The sequence below is a fragment of the Microcoleus sp. CAWBG27 genome, assembly GCF_020883145.1.
GTDB lineage: Bacteria > Cyanobacteriota > Cyanobacteriia > Cyanobacteriales > Microcoleaceae > Microcoleus.
The window spans coordinates 91,588-106,761 of sequence record NZ_JAHREU010000018.1; the positions used below are offsets into that span (position 1 = coordinate 91,588).

Consider the following 15,174-nt stretch of genomic DNA (forward strand, 5'->3'; position numbering starts at 1 on the left):
ATCTTGGTTTGTAGTGAGGACTTTAGTCCGCATCCATCTTGGTTTGTAGTGAGGACTTTAGTCCGCATCCATCTTGGTTTGTAGTGAGGACTTTAGTCCGCATCCATCTTGGTTTGTAGTGAGGACTTTAGTCCGCATCTATCTTGGTTTGTAGTGAGGACTTTAGTCCGCATCCATTACGCTTGACTAAAGTCCAATACGGTTCAGTTAGAAGTTTTTATTGCGAGGGAAGTTAGCTTTCGCGCTCTGTAGAAAAGCAATCTGCGTATCTATTTTTCATATTGTTTCGCCTTGAGGATGGTGTTAAACCAAGTGTATTGAACTAAAGTTCTCACTCACTACAAACCGATACAATTTGTTCGATCGTTAGGAATGCAATTCCTCGGCTGGATGCGGACTAAAGTCCACACTACAAACCTATACAATTTGTTTGTAGTAAGGACTTTACTTCTTGGATGGATGTGGACTAAAGTGCTTACTACAAAGCGTTTTTATTGCAAGTCACTGACCGGACACGATCTGATACCAATTCTTAAAACTAAAGCTAATACCCTTTATAAAAAAGATTCTTACAAGAAAAGTTTTGGGCGGAGTGAAACCGAGGGTTGCTTCTCTGGTCATTGAAGCTGCCAGGTGCGTCGCTATTAGATTATCGCTCTTTATTTAAGATGGTTGAAAGCGACACACCCTACCGAAGGCTGTTGCATGAATTTTGCCAAAAAAATTGTATAAATTAAGTTCGGACACAAAAGCTACAAGGACACAGCACTGCCGTGTCCCTACTTTTTTATGCTGATAGCTGCGTAATTAGTCTTTGATTTTGCTGACAGCTTTTTTGACTTGTTGCTCAAAGGATGTAGCCTTTGTATTAGAAGGATTTTTCATCTTCTCGCTGTCAGCATCTCCCTGAACTTCATTAATCCCTTCATTAGCTTTTTTCTGAGTTTCTTCCAGAGACATCGGGTCTTTCAAAACAGCTTTTTGAGCTTCTTTCTCAATCCCCAAAAGTTGAGCTTCACCTTTCGTGGGGCTGCTGGTAACGGCAAAAACTGGGAAAGCATTAGAAACAAACATCAATGCACAAAAACAAACAGCTATTAAACTGCGAACTAAACGCTTGACTGGGAGGTTAAAGCTGATAAAAGACATACAAAATTTCTCCGTATTTAGAAGTTTTGATTGTTGAGATTGTTGACAGGCTGAATTTAACTCAAATTCTGCACAATCTTTAACTCAATCTTGATAAAAGCCACTTAAATTAGCAGTGGCAATCAGTTGATTTGAGCTAATATATAATATTTAGCTTAAAAAACGGGGTGGTGAAATCTTTCTCAGGGAATATTTGGGCTTTGTGTCTTCCGATAGATGAGTATGGTACATCACCGGAAGTCATAGGATTTTAGATTTTAGATTTTAGATTTTAGATTGGGAATGAGTGATGGTGTATGAGTTTTCAGCTTGTCTTTGGTTGTATACTTTTCGTGAACTGTTATCTGAAGGAAAAAGCAACAAAATTCTGGTGTTAAATTCACATCACATTAGGCACTATTTGTAATAACGATCGCGTTTGGGTGAGTTCTCTCGCCCACCCCACAGGAAAATGTAATTATCGCGGAACAGGCGAGAAAGCCTATTGCTGATGTGGAACAGGCGAGAAAGCCTGTTACCAATCTTGCTGATGCAAAGAACTACTGTTGCCGCACGGGAACTTGACATTTTGCTAGATAAGTCTTAATTTCTCCGACGCTAAGTTGCCCGTAATGCAGCAGGGAAGCCAGCAAGGCTGCTTCTGCTTTGCCTTCCGTCACGGCTTCGTAGATGTGGTGACAGTTGCCGGCGCCACCGGAAGCAATCACGGGAATTTCTACAACTTCGGCGATGCTGCGGGTTAATGACAAGTCGTAACCGGCTTGAGTGCCGTCAGAGTCCATGCTTGTTACTAAAATTTCGCCGGCGCCGCGCTTTTCGGCTTCCTTAGCCCAGACTATCGCATCTAAGCCTGTATTTTCACGCCCTCCGCGCACGTACACGTCCCAACCGGGATTGTCCGCATCTTGGCGTTTGCGAGCGTCGATCGCCACTACAATACACTGATTGCCAAATCGATCGCTCGCTTTGTCAATCAAACTCGGATCGCGCACTGCCGCTGAATTAATACTTACCTTATCAGCGCCCGCCCTCAACAAACTTTTAATAGTGTCCAAGGATTGGATGCCACCACCCACCGTCAAAGGGATAAATACTCGATCGGCAGTCCGGTACACCACATCAATCATAATGTTCCGGTCTTCGTGAGTCGCCGTAATGTCCAGAAATACCAACTCGTCAGCACCCGCATCATTGTATACCTGAGCCATTTCCACCGGATCGCCAGCATCCTTAAGGTTGACAAAATTGACACCTTTGACCACGCGGCCAGCTTTCACATCCAAACAAGGCAAAATTCTTTTCGACAACATAAAATTCTCGTGTGTTTAATTGACTCAGCGCCGCAGCGAGGAAAAGGCTGTGTTGGACTCTTCAAAAAGTGGAAGTCTAGCCACAAATCTCAAAGATACCTTGTGTTTAAGCACAGGGTTGTCTGGCACGAGAACCATTGTCCAGCTTTTTTTTGGGCAACAGAAGCAGAAATTAAGTTATATGTTGCCAAAAAACAGCCAATGCAACTGCCTGGATACATCTGTGGCGTGCAAAATATTACGCTTTGGCCTATGATCGAGCGGTAACTACCTTCGGTGGTTATCGCGCGGTAGTTTGGCAATGCTTTATGGGTTCGGTGCATCGATCGACTAAACTATTTTAAATTTTTAGAACAGCCGATTTCAGGTTTTTAGTGGCAATCTTAGTTATGAGCCGCGTACTAAAGTTAAAATTTAAAGCTGAAAACCTCAAATCGGTTGACTTGATGTTGTTTCTAGGGCTGTGGTGACTTTGCAAGCCAATCCACATTTGTTACTTCGTACAGAAAGCGGCAATCGCTACTTGCCGCTCTCCGGCAGCAATTGCTGGACAGTAGGGCGAAATGATGACAATAATTTTGTATTGACCGATCGCTGGATTTCCCGAAATCACGCGATGCTACAGCAAATGGAGACCGGAGAGTTTTACCTGATCGACTTGGGCAGCCGCAACGGTTCCTTTGTCAACGGGCGGCGGGTGAGTATTCCTGTCACTCTTAGAAATGGCGATCGAATTATTTTCGGTCAAACCGAGTTGGACTTCCATAACCCAACCGGAGGGCGCCGGCTCGATCGCCTGCACGACACAGACTCTGAAGATTTTACAGCTACTTTGACGGTACGCAGCCTGATTACTGTCATGGTAATGGACATCCGAGACTTTACAGTTTTGACTAGACAGCTAGACGAAACCATCCTCTCGGAAGTCATCGGCAATTGGTTTCGCAAAGCCGGACACATCATTCGCGAACACGGCAGTTGGGTGGACAAATACATCGGCGATGCCATCATGGCTGTCTGGTTCCACAAACCAAGCGGCGTCAGCAGCGAGGAAATGATGCGGATTTGCCAAGCTTTAAGCCAACTGCACAAGGCAACTGATTTACTCAGCAGCCGTTACCCCCTGCCTTTTCCGTTGCGAGTCGGGGCTGGAATCAATACTGGTTATGCAATGGTGGGAAATTCCGGCAGCAGCGATCGATCGGACTATACCGCCTTGGGAGACACTGTAAACGCCGCATTTCGCCTAGAGTCTTGCACCAAGCAACTCGGCAAGGATATCGCCGTGGGAGAAACAACCTACAAATACCTGACGGAGTTGGGCGCCCAGGACGCTTTCGAGCAGCACATCGTTACTTTGAAGGGTTACGACACTCCCAGCATGACTTACGGCAGCAATTATATTGACTTGAACGCTTTTCTCAAAAGAAAAGGAAAAAGTCCTTGATAGCTAGAAAATTGAGTGTGCAGCCAAAAATTAGTCGATCGTCTAAACTGCGTTGCATAGCATATATTGAGGGCAATGTCAATTCTTGGATGTAAATTTTGTTAACAGTCCTCGGCCTGCTGCGGATTTATCTGAAAAACTGCATAAGCAAAATGGTAGTCTCTACATAAATGCTGTGTATGAAATTGGGAGACAAAACTTCATGAAACGATTGGGTCGTCTATTGGCAGTATTGGGCTTAGTGCTGGGCTGCTTTGCATGGGCTGGAGACCAAAGTGCGATCGCGGCGAACCTGAGCCGTATCGTCTTGCCATCAGCCTCGCTCATAGCAGTTGATGTTCCGGCTAGAACCAATCGCGCCGATGACAAACTTGCCACAGAATACGGCAAAAAACTTGATTTGAACAACAGCGCCGTCCGCGACTTTCGGGACTTTCGAGGGTTGTATCCCACTTTAGCTGGACAAATTATTAAGAATGCTCCTTACGAAAAAGTTGAGGACGTACTCAACATTTCAGGCTTGACGGAAGCTCAGAAAAAGGTGCTGCAAGCTAACCTGGACAAATTCACAGTAACTGATGTCGAATCAGTCTTTATTGAAGGAGACACCAGGTTGAATAATGGTCTCTACGACTAGATAGCAGTGGGCCTCTTTTGAAGCCATGAGTTATTAGTCAGTAGGGGCGGTGCCCCCGTGCCCGCCCTCATGAGTCCATGAGTCATGAGTCATTAGTCAGAACTATGGTTTGTTAATTCATGAATTCTGGCTTGTGGTTCATGGCTCATGGCTTCTGCTCCGACCGACGAATGCCTTCAAAAAGGCTCGCACCCAAAGACGCATAACAGCCTCCGATGTTTTAAAAAGCAAAAAAGATTAGTAGATATTAGTTTAAATCGAGATTTATCACTAGATTAAATGATTCAATTATTCAAGCTTAAATTGACAATTTTAGCCCCTCAACTTATCTTTATAGTTCAATATAAGATCTAAAATATGAAATTTAAAATCGAAAGTTATTATCCCCAAATTCATCTATAAAGTTAATTTTAAAATCTAAAATCTAAAATCTCAAATCGGCTGAGTTATAGCCTTTCTCAAAAAAGTGAGGTAGGCCCGCAAGCCCAATGCCCAATCCCTCCGCTACGCTCCGCCCAATGCCCAATGCCCGATGCCCGATGCCCAATGCCCATGAATACCTCATCTTTCTGAGAAAGGCTATATGACTGACAAATTTGACGTATTGGTGATAGGTGCTGGCGCAGCCGGTTTGTACACGGCACTTTGTCTACCAGAACACTTGCACGTAGGCTTGATCAATAAAAATATCCTACCTGTTTCTGCCAGCGATTGGGCTCAAGGAGGCATTGCCGCAGCGATCGCCCCAGAAGATTCCGCAGCACTCCACGTTCAGGATACACTGGCTGCGGGAGCAGGTCTTTGCGATTTAGAAGCAGTACAATTTTTAGTCGAAGAAGCTGCTGCTTGCATAGACTCCCTGGTAAAAATGGGCGTTGCATTCGATCGCACCGGCCCAGATTTAGCCCTCACCCTAGAAGCCGCCCACTCCCGCCGCCGAGTGCTCCACTCCGCCGACACCACAGGAAAAGCCGTTGTCAGTACCCTGACAGCAAAAGTATTAAACCGCAAAAACATTCAACTCGTATCCCCAGCCTTTGCTTTGAGTCTGTGGCTAGACAAAACCGGGCGGTGTCAGGGCATTAGCTCGATTTGCGACTCCCAAGTCAAATGGCTGCGGGCTAGCGCCGTAGTGCTGGCTACAGGCGGCGGCGGACAGGTTTTTGCTCAAACAACCAACCCGTCGGTAAGTACCGGGGACGGGGTAGCAATTGCGTGGCGCGCCGGGGCGCTGCTGCGAGATTTAGAATTTGTACAATTTCACCCGACGGCGCTGAGTAAAGCGGGCGCGCCCCGGTTTCTGATTAGCGAAGCGGTGCGGGGAGAAGGGGCTCATTTAGTTGACAGCAAGGGATATCGCTTTGCTTTTGACTCTCACCCCAGCGGGGAACTCGCCCCTCGGGATGTTGTCAGCCGCGCTATTTTCCGCCACTTGCAGAAGACGGGGGAACCTCATGTTTGGCTGGATTTGCGCCCCATTGATGGCGATCGACTGCGCTACAGGTTTCCGAATATTATTCAAGTGTGCGCTGATTGGGGAATTGATATTTTTGCCGAACCTGTGCCGGTGACGCCCGCCGCCCATTACTGGATGGGGGGAATTGTGGCTGACAAGTTCAACCAAACTTCGATTCCGGGTTTGTACGCGGTGGGAGAAACTGCGAGCACGGGGGTACACGGCGCTAACCGGTTGGCGAGCAATTCGCTGCTGGAATGTCTGGTTTTTGGCGCGCAAATGGGACTTTTGCAGCTAGAAGGTGAAAAGTCCGAAGCCTTACCAGAGGAAGAAGATGCAGGGGAAATCTTGGAAAAATTGGTTTCACAGCAGGATATTGAGGCGATCGAAAAATTGCGGGTGGAATTGCCTAGTTTGGTGTGGCAGAATGCGGGAATTTGCCGGGGACAACGCGATTTGGAAAGGGCAATTGTCCGAGTTGAGATGTGGCGGCAAGAATTTGTCTCTTTGGCTTTGAGTCAAGCTTTACTCAATGTGCAGCCCGGACAAACGATCGATTTTTCGCCCGGTGATGCCGAAAATAGCTCGGTTTTGCGAAATTGGGGAGAAGTTGGCAATTTATTGGATATTGGCTACTTAATTCTCAAAAGTGCTGCGTTTCGCACCGAAAGTCGCGGTGGTCACTACCGACTGGACTATCCCCTCACCGATCGGGATTGGTGCTGTCACACTTTAATTAACCAATCGCATTGGTACAAATCTGGGCCCATAGAATTTTGAAAAATTGGGTAAGGAACTGAGACTTAATTGCTGGACACATCTGTCCATTCCTGGTCAATTTGTATAGGTCTAAGCATAGTCGTAACCATCCTTTCTGTGGACTGGCGTTAAATAGTCCAACTTGATAGACCTCCTTTTTTTGTCGATAACAAACTCACCGCAACCATGCGACATAGGACAAACTCGTGCTGTAAAATTCCCCGCGTATTTACCTTTGGGAACATCTGCACGAACAATATCACCTGTACAAAATCCCAAGATAGGACGCAAGGGACGATGTTTTTGTGGATAACCAAATTTGTCTGTTTGACATCGCTGCCTGCCACCGAAACCTGTTGTTTTAACTTTCAAAATCTTTGTAGTAACAAGTTTGATACCTTCAACCTTGCCGACACAAGCAGCATCAATCCAATGAGCTTTAGGCAGTTCAAAACGAATTCGGTTAAACTTAGTTTGTCCGCCAGTTCCCGTTCTTACAGGCAATCCAGTTAGCTTAAGGGTGTTGAACAGTGACCACCTTGTACTATTGACAGATGCTGCGTCTTTTAACGGTGATGCAGCTTGTTTCAGAACGCTATTTAACACATCTGGTTTGCCTTTGAGGAAGTCTTTAATATCTCGATTTCCTTTGCGTTGGTTGCACTTGTGGCAAGCCAGACAAAGATTAGAGATACGGTCTGAGCCTCCTTTTGACTTTGGTTGGATATGCTCAATTTCGAGTGGAACGTCTTTGACACCGCAGTAAGCACATTGGCGATTCCATTTTTCCAACAAGTATTCACGGCACTCGTAACCTTTCAAGGTTCCTTGCTGGTATTGGGTTCCAGAAATTTCAGGATTTTGAATCGCTTGAGTATCAAACTTTACCAGTTCCTGAACAATACAATCAATTGGTGCGAACGATGACAGACGTTTCACCCAAGTTTCCGTCGTCAAAATACGATGCTTCAAAGACGGTGCAAGCCAACCATTAGGGCGTTTGCGATTGAGGAATCGAGCTATACGGTAACGAGTATTACGATTTCTTCGTCCTCTCCTAACTGCTCTACGATGTTCCAAAGCATCTTTTATTTTTTGTCCGCGATGCTGCAATTCCATCGCCCAGATAACATTGCCTCGATCTGTAACTAAAGCAATCCCTGTAAACTTGGAACCCGGGTCGATTTTGAGTTCCAGCGGATACAGATTTGGATTTTCAACGACTCGCTTTAAAATCAAAGTGAACGGGTAGCGGCGAAACACGGCGGCTTTTCTGGAATCTAGTAGTTTCCGTGCTTGTGCTGGATGGATTGGATTAAGCGGTGTTTTGTTTTTGTCTATCAGAAAGATGTAATTTGACATATTCTGTCAGCCTTATTTCTAAGTAATGTTTGCCTCGTCAAAGTTCAAATGGCTTGTTAGGAAAGTGACACTATAGCTATAAACCTATTTGCTAATTACTTAATCACTCTCAACAGTGCTACAAGCTGGCGTTCACTCGCAGGTGTTATGACCAATCGAACGTAGTCAGTGAAGACTTAGACTGCACGCTCCGACTTTGTTTGTACAGCTTTGACTAGCTTTGGCTAGCTCTGTATAGGTTTTTCGGAGCGGTTCAGCGCGTCCCTGTACCGTCACTTTTAGGACTTCCATTGGGATCTGGTTCGTATTTTTTGGGGTTATTGGGCGCCTCAGATGTGCGCGCCTCTGTCAAGACTGTGGAGGTCGATGGGTCTTTTGCTGAGTTGCTGGTTGAGTTGCTGCCAAGTGTAGCGGCATTTGCAATGTCGATCGTACTGACTTGCAGACCGACAGCCAGAGTTGCCGTTATTGTGAGCCCAATCAAAGTACGCATAGTGTTCATAATCTTGTCCAAATCACTCAAATAGATGCAAATCCCTACAATCTATTATATCTATCAATTTACGTAGTTCCACCTATGTCTTTACATTTCCTTTAATTAATTTTTGTAAGTTTACTTAAATTCTTTTTAATCAATACTGTTTGGCGATTTTAATTGGCTCTCCAGCCTGCTACAATTTGCGATTCGTGATGGGAATGACTTACTGCATCAGGGTTTAGAGCGCGGGCTTGCCGTTGCCATCTTTTTTTGAAACTCATCCAATTTTTTTATATTTGTTAATAGTTAAATGAGACGACAATTTGCTGTCTTAAGTTCCATATCTTTGATAAATCCATCTAATGATAGATGACATCTTATACAATATTTTATAATAAGGTTGCAGATTAAAGAATGGAAAATAACTTAGGCATAAAAGTTGGCACCACTGACCTACAGTTGGATTGTGTTTTTGAACTGAGATTAATTACGAAAATTGATATTGATTTTTCCCGCCTTCCTTAGCACGATACATCGCAGCATCAGCATTGTTAACTAAAATATCTGACTCTTGACCGTCAATTGGATACAAACTAATGCCAATACTTGTAGTTACAGAAACTGTATGTTCTTCTAAAGTAAAAGGCTGCATAATGGTGTCACAAATTTTTTGAGCTACTTTCGCAGCTTCTTCGCTACCAGGAATTCCCGGCAAGATGACAGTGAACTCATCGCCACCCAACCTCGATATAATATCGCTACCGCGCAAGCATTTTTTGAGCCTCCCGGCCACTGCTTGTAAGAGCAAATCACCCGCACGATGTCCGAGAGTATCATTGATTGACTTAAATCCATCTAAATCTAAAAATAGTAAAGCTACCAATTCCTGATTGCTGGAGGCTCTTTCCAGGGACAGATGCAAGGATTCGTGAAACATTTTGCGGTTCGGCAAACCGGTGAGAGCATCGTGATAGGCTTGGTGGCTGAGTTCAGCATTTTTTTGCTTGAGGGCATCTTCCAGGCGCTTGCGTTCGGTAATATCTCTGATCGCTCCAACTAAAAATAGGTTGCCCGCAGCATCTTTATGTAGGGATCTTTTAGTCGAAATCAGATGGGTAATTCCGTGAGCATCAGTAAAATATTCTTCATTTTCTAGTGGCTGCTGAGTTTGCAATACTAATTCGTCTTGCTGCCAAAATATATCCGCTTCGGCTTGGGGAAATAACTCGTAATCGGTGCGAGAAATTAAAATTTCTAAAGGATAGCCGATAAACCGACAATATGACTGATTCAAAACAACCCAGTGGTGATTTCTATCTTTAACAAAAATTGGGTCGGGAATTGTATCGATTAGCCATTGTAAAAATTCTTTAGACCGTTTGAGTTCTTCTTGTATGTGAGCCAGATAAGCTACAACTGCACAGCCAGAACCCAACAGACTGAGGATGGAAGGAATTAACGGCAGCCACCAACCGGCCAACCATGCTATGTATAAACTAGCACTTAATCCTACACAGATACTTGATAAAGACCAAGCCGATCGCCCGAGCGATCGCAACTTCCAGCTCACATTTGCTCCCGTCCAAGACCACAGTAAAATCCACAGCCACTCCGCCGCCTCTGGCCAAACTTTAATACCTTCGCGCCCGTCGAGGGCCGCACTCAAAATTTGGCTCAAGAAATTAGCCTGAAGCTCAACTCCGGGTATTGGCTGGGGAGGAGCAAACAAACCGGAACTGTAAGCGTTTTGGTGAAAGTCTTTGAGGCTGGGGGCAGTTGAGCCGATCAAGACAGCGCGCGATCGCACAAAATCAACCGGTACTTTGCCAGAAAGCACGTCGCTCATCGATACCGTGCGAAAACTGCCTCCTGGGTGGCGCAGGTTGGTGAGAATTTGATAGCCGCGGCTGTCCGATCGCACGTAAGCACCATCATTCGGTTTAAAACGCTGAAACACCCCCTTACCTAACTGCAAGTATTTAGGATTGACTGTTGCAGGTTGAGGGGAAATCCCTTCGGTTTCTAGGTAAAGCAAAGCCAGTCTCAGTGCGAAACTTTGATAGGTTTTGCCGTTTCCAGGCCAAGCGTAGAGCAAAGTTCGGCGCACTTTTGAGTCAGCGTCGAGGACAACGTTGTTGAAACCGATGCGATCGAGCTTTTCCAGTACCGGAGGCGGGCGCACTCCAAATCTGGTTTCGTCTGGTATTAACTCAATCCCAATTAAGTTGGGAATAGTTTTAAAAGTTTTGACCAATTGGGCATTACCCGGTTGAGTCGGCAAATCTCGGTAAACATCGAGGCCAATCGCCCGCGGCTTAAGGGCGTGCAATTTTTGCAGCAATTGGGCCAATACAGCATCGGAAATGGGGTAGCCGTATTTTTGCAAGTCAGCTTCGTTAATTTCGATAATGACGATGCGCGAGTCCATTGGTTCGGCGGGCCGCCAGCGTACAAAGCGATCGAAAGCAGCCCATTCCAACGCCTGCAAAAATCCGAACCAGCGCAGTAGAATCACCGTACCGCCAACGGCACTTGCAGTAATCAATACTCGGCGTTCTCGATCGAGCCATTTTTTGATAGTTTTTAGCATAATCTGGGGATGTTCGCCTCGCCTGAAGAGCATATAGGGTATTACTACATATCGTTTTTACTTCTTCGCGGGACTCTGCTCAGTCGATTTTATATTTTTGATTTTAGATCGTCACAATTTTTCGGTTGTGCGGTGCGGCAGATGGGTGGATTATTGATTTTTGATTGTCGAATAGTGTGGTTTTTCGGTGCGCTATGCTGGTGGGTAATTGGTAATTGGTGATGGTAATTGGTAATTGGCAATTGCTAATTGGCTTCTAAGCTTTGAAAACGCCAGCTTTTTTCTGATATTTTTTATAGGTTTGTGGCGAGCAGTAAACCGGATATCCTTCAGTAAACCGGATATCCTTACTCTGAGGGCATCACAGAATTGCGAACAGTTGTGTTTGATACCATGTCCACCATAAACGCAGGAGAGCCTTTCTACCGATTACCTTTTACCCGATTACCGATTACCATAAAAAATTGGTTTAAAGCCGGAACATTTTTCGGGATAAATTAAACTCAGACTATTCATTACTCCAATCCTCTTACTTCTTTTGTCAAGTGCTACCCGTGCGGTCAACTGTCAACTGTCAACTGTCAACTGTCAACTGTCAACTGTCAACTGTCAACTGAACAAAGCGTCCGTTAATCTTTCGATCGAACTGCTATATCAGCGCAGATAATTTTCAGAAGAGCGATCGAATGACTGCCATTTTAGTGTAATGACTCTGGCAGCAGAAACGCGGTCTCTGGAGTTTTTGTGTAAATTTTATATAGCCTTTCTCAAAAAGATGAGGTATGACTGACAGCTTGTATAACCATTAAACTCAGGAGGCTCAAGCCCAACAACATACCTCATCTTTCTGATAACCGCTATAGTATTTATTCGCAGACAGCCTAGTAGATAGTCACCACTTTTTTGGAAATTTCGATCTGACTAATGTTTGCTAATTGATAATTATTAATCCTAGATGGCAGATTTGAGATTAATTTCGCAGCACTAGGAAACTAGCAAATAACTTGCCCACCGATATTTACTGCTTGACCATCTAAAAGCTGTCATCTAAAATTCCCAACTATTCTGTCAGTTTTGAAAGTTGCGCGGGCCCGTGTAACCGGATAAATCGGCGAGTTTATCCAAAGTTTGCGTCCCTGAATAAAACTGACCTTGAATCTCCCAAGTCGGGAAACCTTTAATATTCGTAGCAGCAGCTTGGCAAATTTCAGCACGGGAATTTTGCCCTTTAGGATCGCATTCAAAATAATCAATTATTTTGGCTGCTTCTTTGCCGAATAGCATTTTTTGGTCGTGGCAGTGGGGACACCAGTAAGCACCGTATTCTTTGGCGCCAATTTGTCGGAGGTGGCGGGCTAAAGCAATTTGTGCAGGGCCGGAGGTTGCAGTCACGGCTGGGGGTAGAATTCCGGGGGTAGAAGAAACAAAAGGAGCAGGTGAACTGACGCTGTTATACAGTCCCAAGGCGCCGATCGAACTTACCATCATTACCAAAATACCTGTAAACACCAACTGTCCGATATCTTCCCACTCGCGGCCGACTAGCACCAGCACAAACAGCGACAGCGCAAATACGGCGGAACTGATGCAGTAAATGCACAGTTCCTTAATTTCAAAAGACATCAAATACATCAAATAGCTGCTGAAAATTACCATCGCAGCGGTGATGATAAATAGCGCTTGCCAAGTTTGATTTTCTAGTTGAGAGTGCAGACCTTTATTGGTGTCTGGATTGACGGATTTGGGAGCTAATGCCAAAATTGCGATGCTCAGGTAAGCCAGACAACCTAATAAACTTAAAGGCACTGTGCCAAAAACTGTAGCGTAGGGACTGTTGAGAACTTTGTCGCAGCCGCTGGTGGGACAAATGACTGAGCCTGTCGTGAATTTAGCGATCGTCAGATAGGCCGTTTCTAGGACGCCGATGGCTGCGATGGCTGCGATCGCAGTCCTAGACCAGCGATGAATCCAAGGGGTTGAACGTCGGCGAATCATTTTTTTGATTTGATAGTTGCTAATTGGTCATTGGGCATGGGGCATGGGGCATGGGGCATGGGGCATTGGGCATGGGGCATGGGGCGAAGCGAAGCGGAGGGATGGGGCATGGGGCATTGGTTATTGAGAATTAAGAATTAAGAATTAAGAATTGAGAATTGGTGCTTTTTTGAGCGTTAGCTTTTAGTTTTCAGCAATTACCAATTACCATTCCCAATTAACTATTCCCAATTCCCAATTCCATGAAAAATTGGTTTCAAGCATCTCCCCGATCGGGAGAAATTAAAAACAGACGGTTCATTACTCCAATCCTCTTCCTTCCAGGTAGAGATAACTGTCAACTGCCAACTGTCAACTGTCAACTGTCAACTGTCAACTGCCAACTGTCAACTGTCAACTGTCAACTGTCAACTGTCATCTGACACGAGCTTGGCTGGTGGCTACTAAAATTGTAGACTCAAGTTCGGGCTCCGGTGATGAATCAAGGCGAGTAAATCTAAAATCTAAAATCGACTGACTTTGCCCGGTTCGGGTGTTGGGCCTCTTAAACCATTGGTCTCGATATTTTCCTGTTCTCGCTCTTTTTGGGAAAAGCTACGACGGGCGGCTTCGACAAACTGACTGACGCGGATCGGATCGATCGGCTGCTCGATGCGGCCATTTCGCTTCAGGGAACTCGATACAATTACACCATCGGCGGCTTGCATGAGTGTGGAAACGTTTTCCCACGAGGCGCCGCTGCCGATGAAAACTGGAACTTCGCCCGCTGCTGCACTCGCGAGTTCTAAGTCTTCGAGATTGGGAGGGCTGCCGGTTGTCCAGCCAGAAAGGATTACGGCGTCGGCTAAGGCGCGCCCGATCGTCTCTTGGACGGCTGTGGTTAAGTTAGGGCTGCCCAGGGGGCGCCCGTGCTTGACTAGCACGTCTGCGAATATTTTGACATCGCTGCCCAATTCCCGGCGGTAGCGCAGTAGCTGGTGAGCTTGGCCTTCAATTAAGCCTTGATCTGTAGCCATGATGCCGTTGAGGACGTTGACGCGGATGAATTGGGCTCCCGTGCAGGAGGCGATGGCGATCGCGCTGTGGGCGTCGTTTCGCAGCACGTTAATGCCGATCGGTAGCGTCACCAGATTTGTTAGCCTCTCGACTACCAGAGTCATGGCACTTACCACAGCCGGATCTACGCTGTCTTTGGCAAAAGGAGCGTCGAAAAAGTTCTCGACAATGATACCGTTTGCGCCACCAGAAGCCAGCGCTGTAGCCTCTTGCTCGGCTCTTCCGATAATAGCTTTGAGGTTCCCGCCCCAGCGGGGAGAAGTTGGCAAAGGCTGTAAATGTACGACACCGATTATGGGATTCGGCGTTTTGAATATTTGTTTTAAGTCCACGGGTTTCCTGAAACCACCATGTTCACTGACGGCTGACGGCGGATTTTGACGGTATATTCTAGAATTCTATAGCAAATATGCTGAGAACCCCGTGTCTTTAGACCGGGGATGAAAGCTAGAGGCAGGCTTTAGCCTGCAAGTTACCTTCCATTGCTTTGCTTGTCGTTGACTCTACAAAATGCTACTTTATTTTCTAGAGCCAGGGAAAACGAGCAATGTTAAACCTTAGTTACGAGTACAAATTGAAGCCAACCGCAGAGCAAGCTCAAGAAATTGAGCGGGTTATAACGGTTTGTCGCAAGGTTTGGAACTACGCTTTGCGGGAACGCAAGGACTGGATCAACTCTCGTAAATGTGCGGTCAATGCTTGCTCGATTTCTAAGGAATACATCATTCCGCTTGATGCAGCTTACCCAAATTATTTCCAGCAAAGCAAATCATTGACAGAAGCAAAAGAGCAAATCCCAGAGCTAAAAACTGTTGACATAAAGTAAATAATTTCCTCGAAATTCCTGGTAAATCATTGTAAAAGCTGGCACTATGGATTGAAAACAAAAATACCACCTAGCGATGACAAAATATGTCACACCGCGAAAAGCTTGC

The 15,174-nt window shown here is 45.5% G+C and carries 12 protein-coding genes; 5 read left to right on the forward strand and 7 right to left on the reverse strand.

Annotation, left to right across the window (positions count from 1 at the left end; genetic code table 11):
- Window positions 1-807 precede the first annotated feature (807 nt).
- The gene (locus QZ938_RS13125) at window positions 808-1,149 is read right to left on the reverse strand and encodes a low temperature-induced protein (protein WP_293351742.1); all 342 of its coding nucleotides are present in this window, start codon (window positions 1,147-1,149) and stop codon (window positions 808-810) included.
- 539 nt (window positions 1,150-1,688) lie between these two features.
- Window positions 1,689-2,459, reverse strand: a complete 771-nt coding sequence (gene hisF, locus QZ938_RS13130) for an imidazole glycerol phosphate synthase subunit HisF (RefSeq protein WP_293154125.1) — start codon at window positions 2,457-2,459, stop codon at window positions 1,689-1,691.
- A 463-nt stretch (window positions 2,460-2,922) separates the two neighbouring features.
- On the opposite strand from hisF, the gene QZ938_RS13135 reads away from it, so the two are divergent.
- The 3 genes from QZ938_RS13135 (at window position 2,923) to nadB (ending at window position 6,779) form a co-directional block, all read left to right on the forward strand.
- A complete protein-coding gene (locus QZ938_RS13135) occupies window positions 2,923-3,906 on the forward strand; it encodes an adenylate/guanylate cyclase domain-containing protein (RefSeq protein WP_293154128.1) in 984 nt (327 codons plus the stop codon).
- Between the two features lie 202 nt (window positions 3,907-4,108).
- Window positions 4,109-4,543, forward strand: a complete 435-nt coding sequence (gene psbU / locus QZ938_RS13140; RefSeq protein WP_293154131.1) for a photosystem II complex extrinsic protein PsbU — start codon at window positions 4,109-4,111, stop codon at window positions 4,541-4,543.
- A 583-nt stretch (window positions 4,544-5,126) separates the two neighbouring features.
- On the forward strand, window positions 5,127-6,779 hold the full coding sequence (nadB, locus tag QZ938_RS13145) for an L-aspartate oxidase (RefSeq protein ID WP_293154134.1): 1,653 nt from the start codon (window positions 5,127-5,129) through the stop codon (window positions 6,777-6,779).
- A gap of 69 nt (window positions 6,780-6,848) precedes the next feature.
- Here nadB and iscB read toward each other — a convergent pair whose 3' ends face one another.
- The 4 genes from iscB to QZ938_RS13165 all read right to left on the reverse strand — a co-directional run bounded on the left by iscB (window position 6,849) and on the right by QZ938_RS13165 (window position 13,183).
- Window positions 6,849-8,120 (reverse strand): RNA-guided endonuclease IscB, encoded by a 1,272-nt coding sequence (iscB, locus tag QZ938_RS13150; protein ID WP_293351740.1) that lies wholly within the window; start codon window positions 8,118-8,120, stop codon window positions 6,849-6,851.
- 253 nt (window positions 8,121-8,373) lie between these two features.
- The gene (locus QZ938_RS13155; protein ID WP_293158318.1) at window positions 8,374-8,622 is read right to left on the reverse strand and encodes a hypothetical protein; all 249 of its coding nucleotides are present in this window, start codon (window positions 8,620-8,622) and stop codon (window positions 8,374-8,376) included.
- Between the two features lie 463 nt (window positions 8,623-9,085).
- On the reverse strand, window positions 9,086-11,221 hold the full coding sequence (locus QZ938_RS13160; protein WP_293351738.1) for a CHASE2 domain-containing protein: 2,136 nt from the start codon (window positions 11,219-11,221) through the stop codon (window positions 9,086-9,088).
- A 1,035-nt stretch (window positions 11,222-12,256) separates the two neighbouring features.
- Window positions 12,257-13,183, reverse strand: a complete 927-nt coding sequence (locus QZ938_RS13165; protein ID WP_293158309.1) for a vitamin K epoxide reductase family protein — start codon at window positions 13,181-13,183, stop codon at window positions 12,257-12,259.
- Between the two features lie 242 nt (window positions 13,184-13,425).
- On the opposite strand from QZ938_RS13165, the gene QZ938_RS13170 reads away from it, so the two are divergent.
- On the forward strand, window positions 13,426-13,605 hold the full coding sequence (locus tag QZ938_RS13170) for a hypothetical protein (RefSeq protein ID WP_293351736.1): 180 nt from the start codon (window positions 13,426-13,428) through the stop codon (window positions 13,603-13,605).
- Window positions 13,606-13,686: 81 nt separating this feature from the next.
- On the opposite strand, the gene btpA is transcribed toward QZ938_RS13170, so the two are convergent.
- The gene (btpA, locus tag QZ938_RS13175; protein WP_293158303.1) at window positions 13,687-14,571 is read right to left on the reverse strand and encodes a photosystem I biogenesis protein BtpA; all 885 of its coding nucleotides are present in this window, start codon (window positions 14,569-14,571) and stop codon (window positions 13,687-13,689) included.
- Between the two features lie 215 nt (window positions 14,572-14,786).
- Here btpA and QZ938_RS13180 point away from each other — a divergent pair, with 215 nt between their 5' ends.
- Entirely contained in the window at window positions 14,787-15,065 is a 279-nt protein-coding gene (locus tag QZ938_RS13180) for a helix-turn-helix domain-containing protein (protein ID WP_363318830.1), read from the forward strand.
- Window positions 15,066-15,174 lie beyond the last annotated feature (109 nt).

Excerpts from the sequence above, each read along its gene's own strand:
- QZ938_RS13125 (WP_293351742.1), bottom strand. The coding sequence starts at position 1,149 with ATGTCTTTTATCAGCTTTAACCTCCCAGTCAAGCGTTTAGTTCGCAGT.
- hisF (WP_293154125.1), bottom strand. The coding sequence starts at position 2,459 with ATGTTGTCGAAAAGAATTTTGCCTTGTTTGGATGTGAAAGCTGGCCGC.
- psbU (WP_293154131.1), top strand. The coding sequence starts at position 4,109 with ATGAAACGATTGGGTCGTCTATTGGCAGTATTGGGCTTAGTGCTGGGC.
- nadB (WP_293154134.1), top strand. The coding sequence starts at position 5,127 with ATGACTGACAAATTTGACGTATTGGTGATAGGTGCTGGCGCAGCCGGT.
- iscB (WP_293351740.1), bottom strand. The coding sequence starts at position 8,120 with ATGTCAAATTACATCTTTCTGATAGACAAAAACAAAACACCGCTTAAT.
- QZ938_RS13155 (WP_293158318.1), bottom strand. The coding sequence starts at position 8,622 with ATGAACACTATGCGTACTTTGATTGGGCTCACAATAACGGCAACTCTG.
- QZ938_RS13160 (WP_293351738.1), bottom strand. The coding sequence starts at position 11,221 with ATGCTCTTCAGGCGAGGCGAACATCCCCAGATTATGCTAAAAACTATC.
- QZ938_RS13165 (WP_293158309.1), bottom strand. The coding sequence starts at position 13,183 with ATGATTCGCCGACGTTCAACCCCTTGGATTCATCGCTGGTCTAGGACT.
- QZ938_RS13170 (WP_293351736.1), top strand. The coding sequence starts at position 13,426 with ATGAAAAATTGGTTTCAAGCATCTCCCCGATCGGGAGAAATTAAAAAC.
- QZ938_RS13180 (WP_363318830.1), top strand. The coding sequence starts at position 14,787 with ATGTTAAACCTTAGTTACGAGTACAAATTGAAGCCAACCGCAGAGCAA.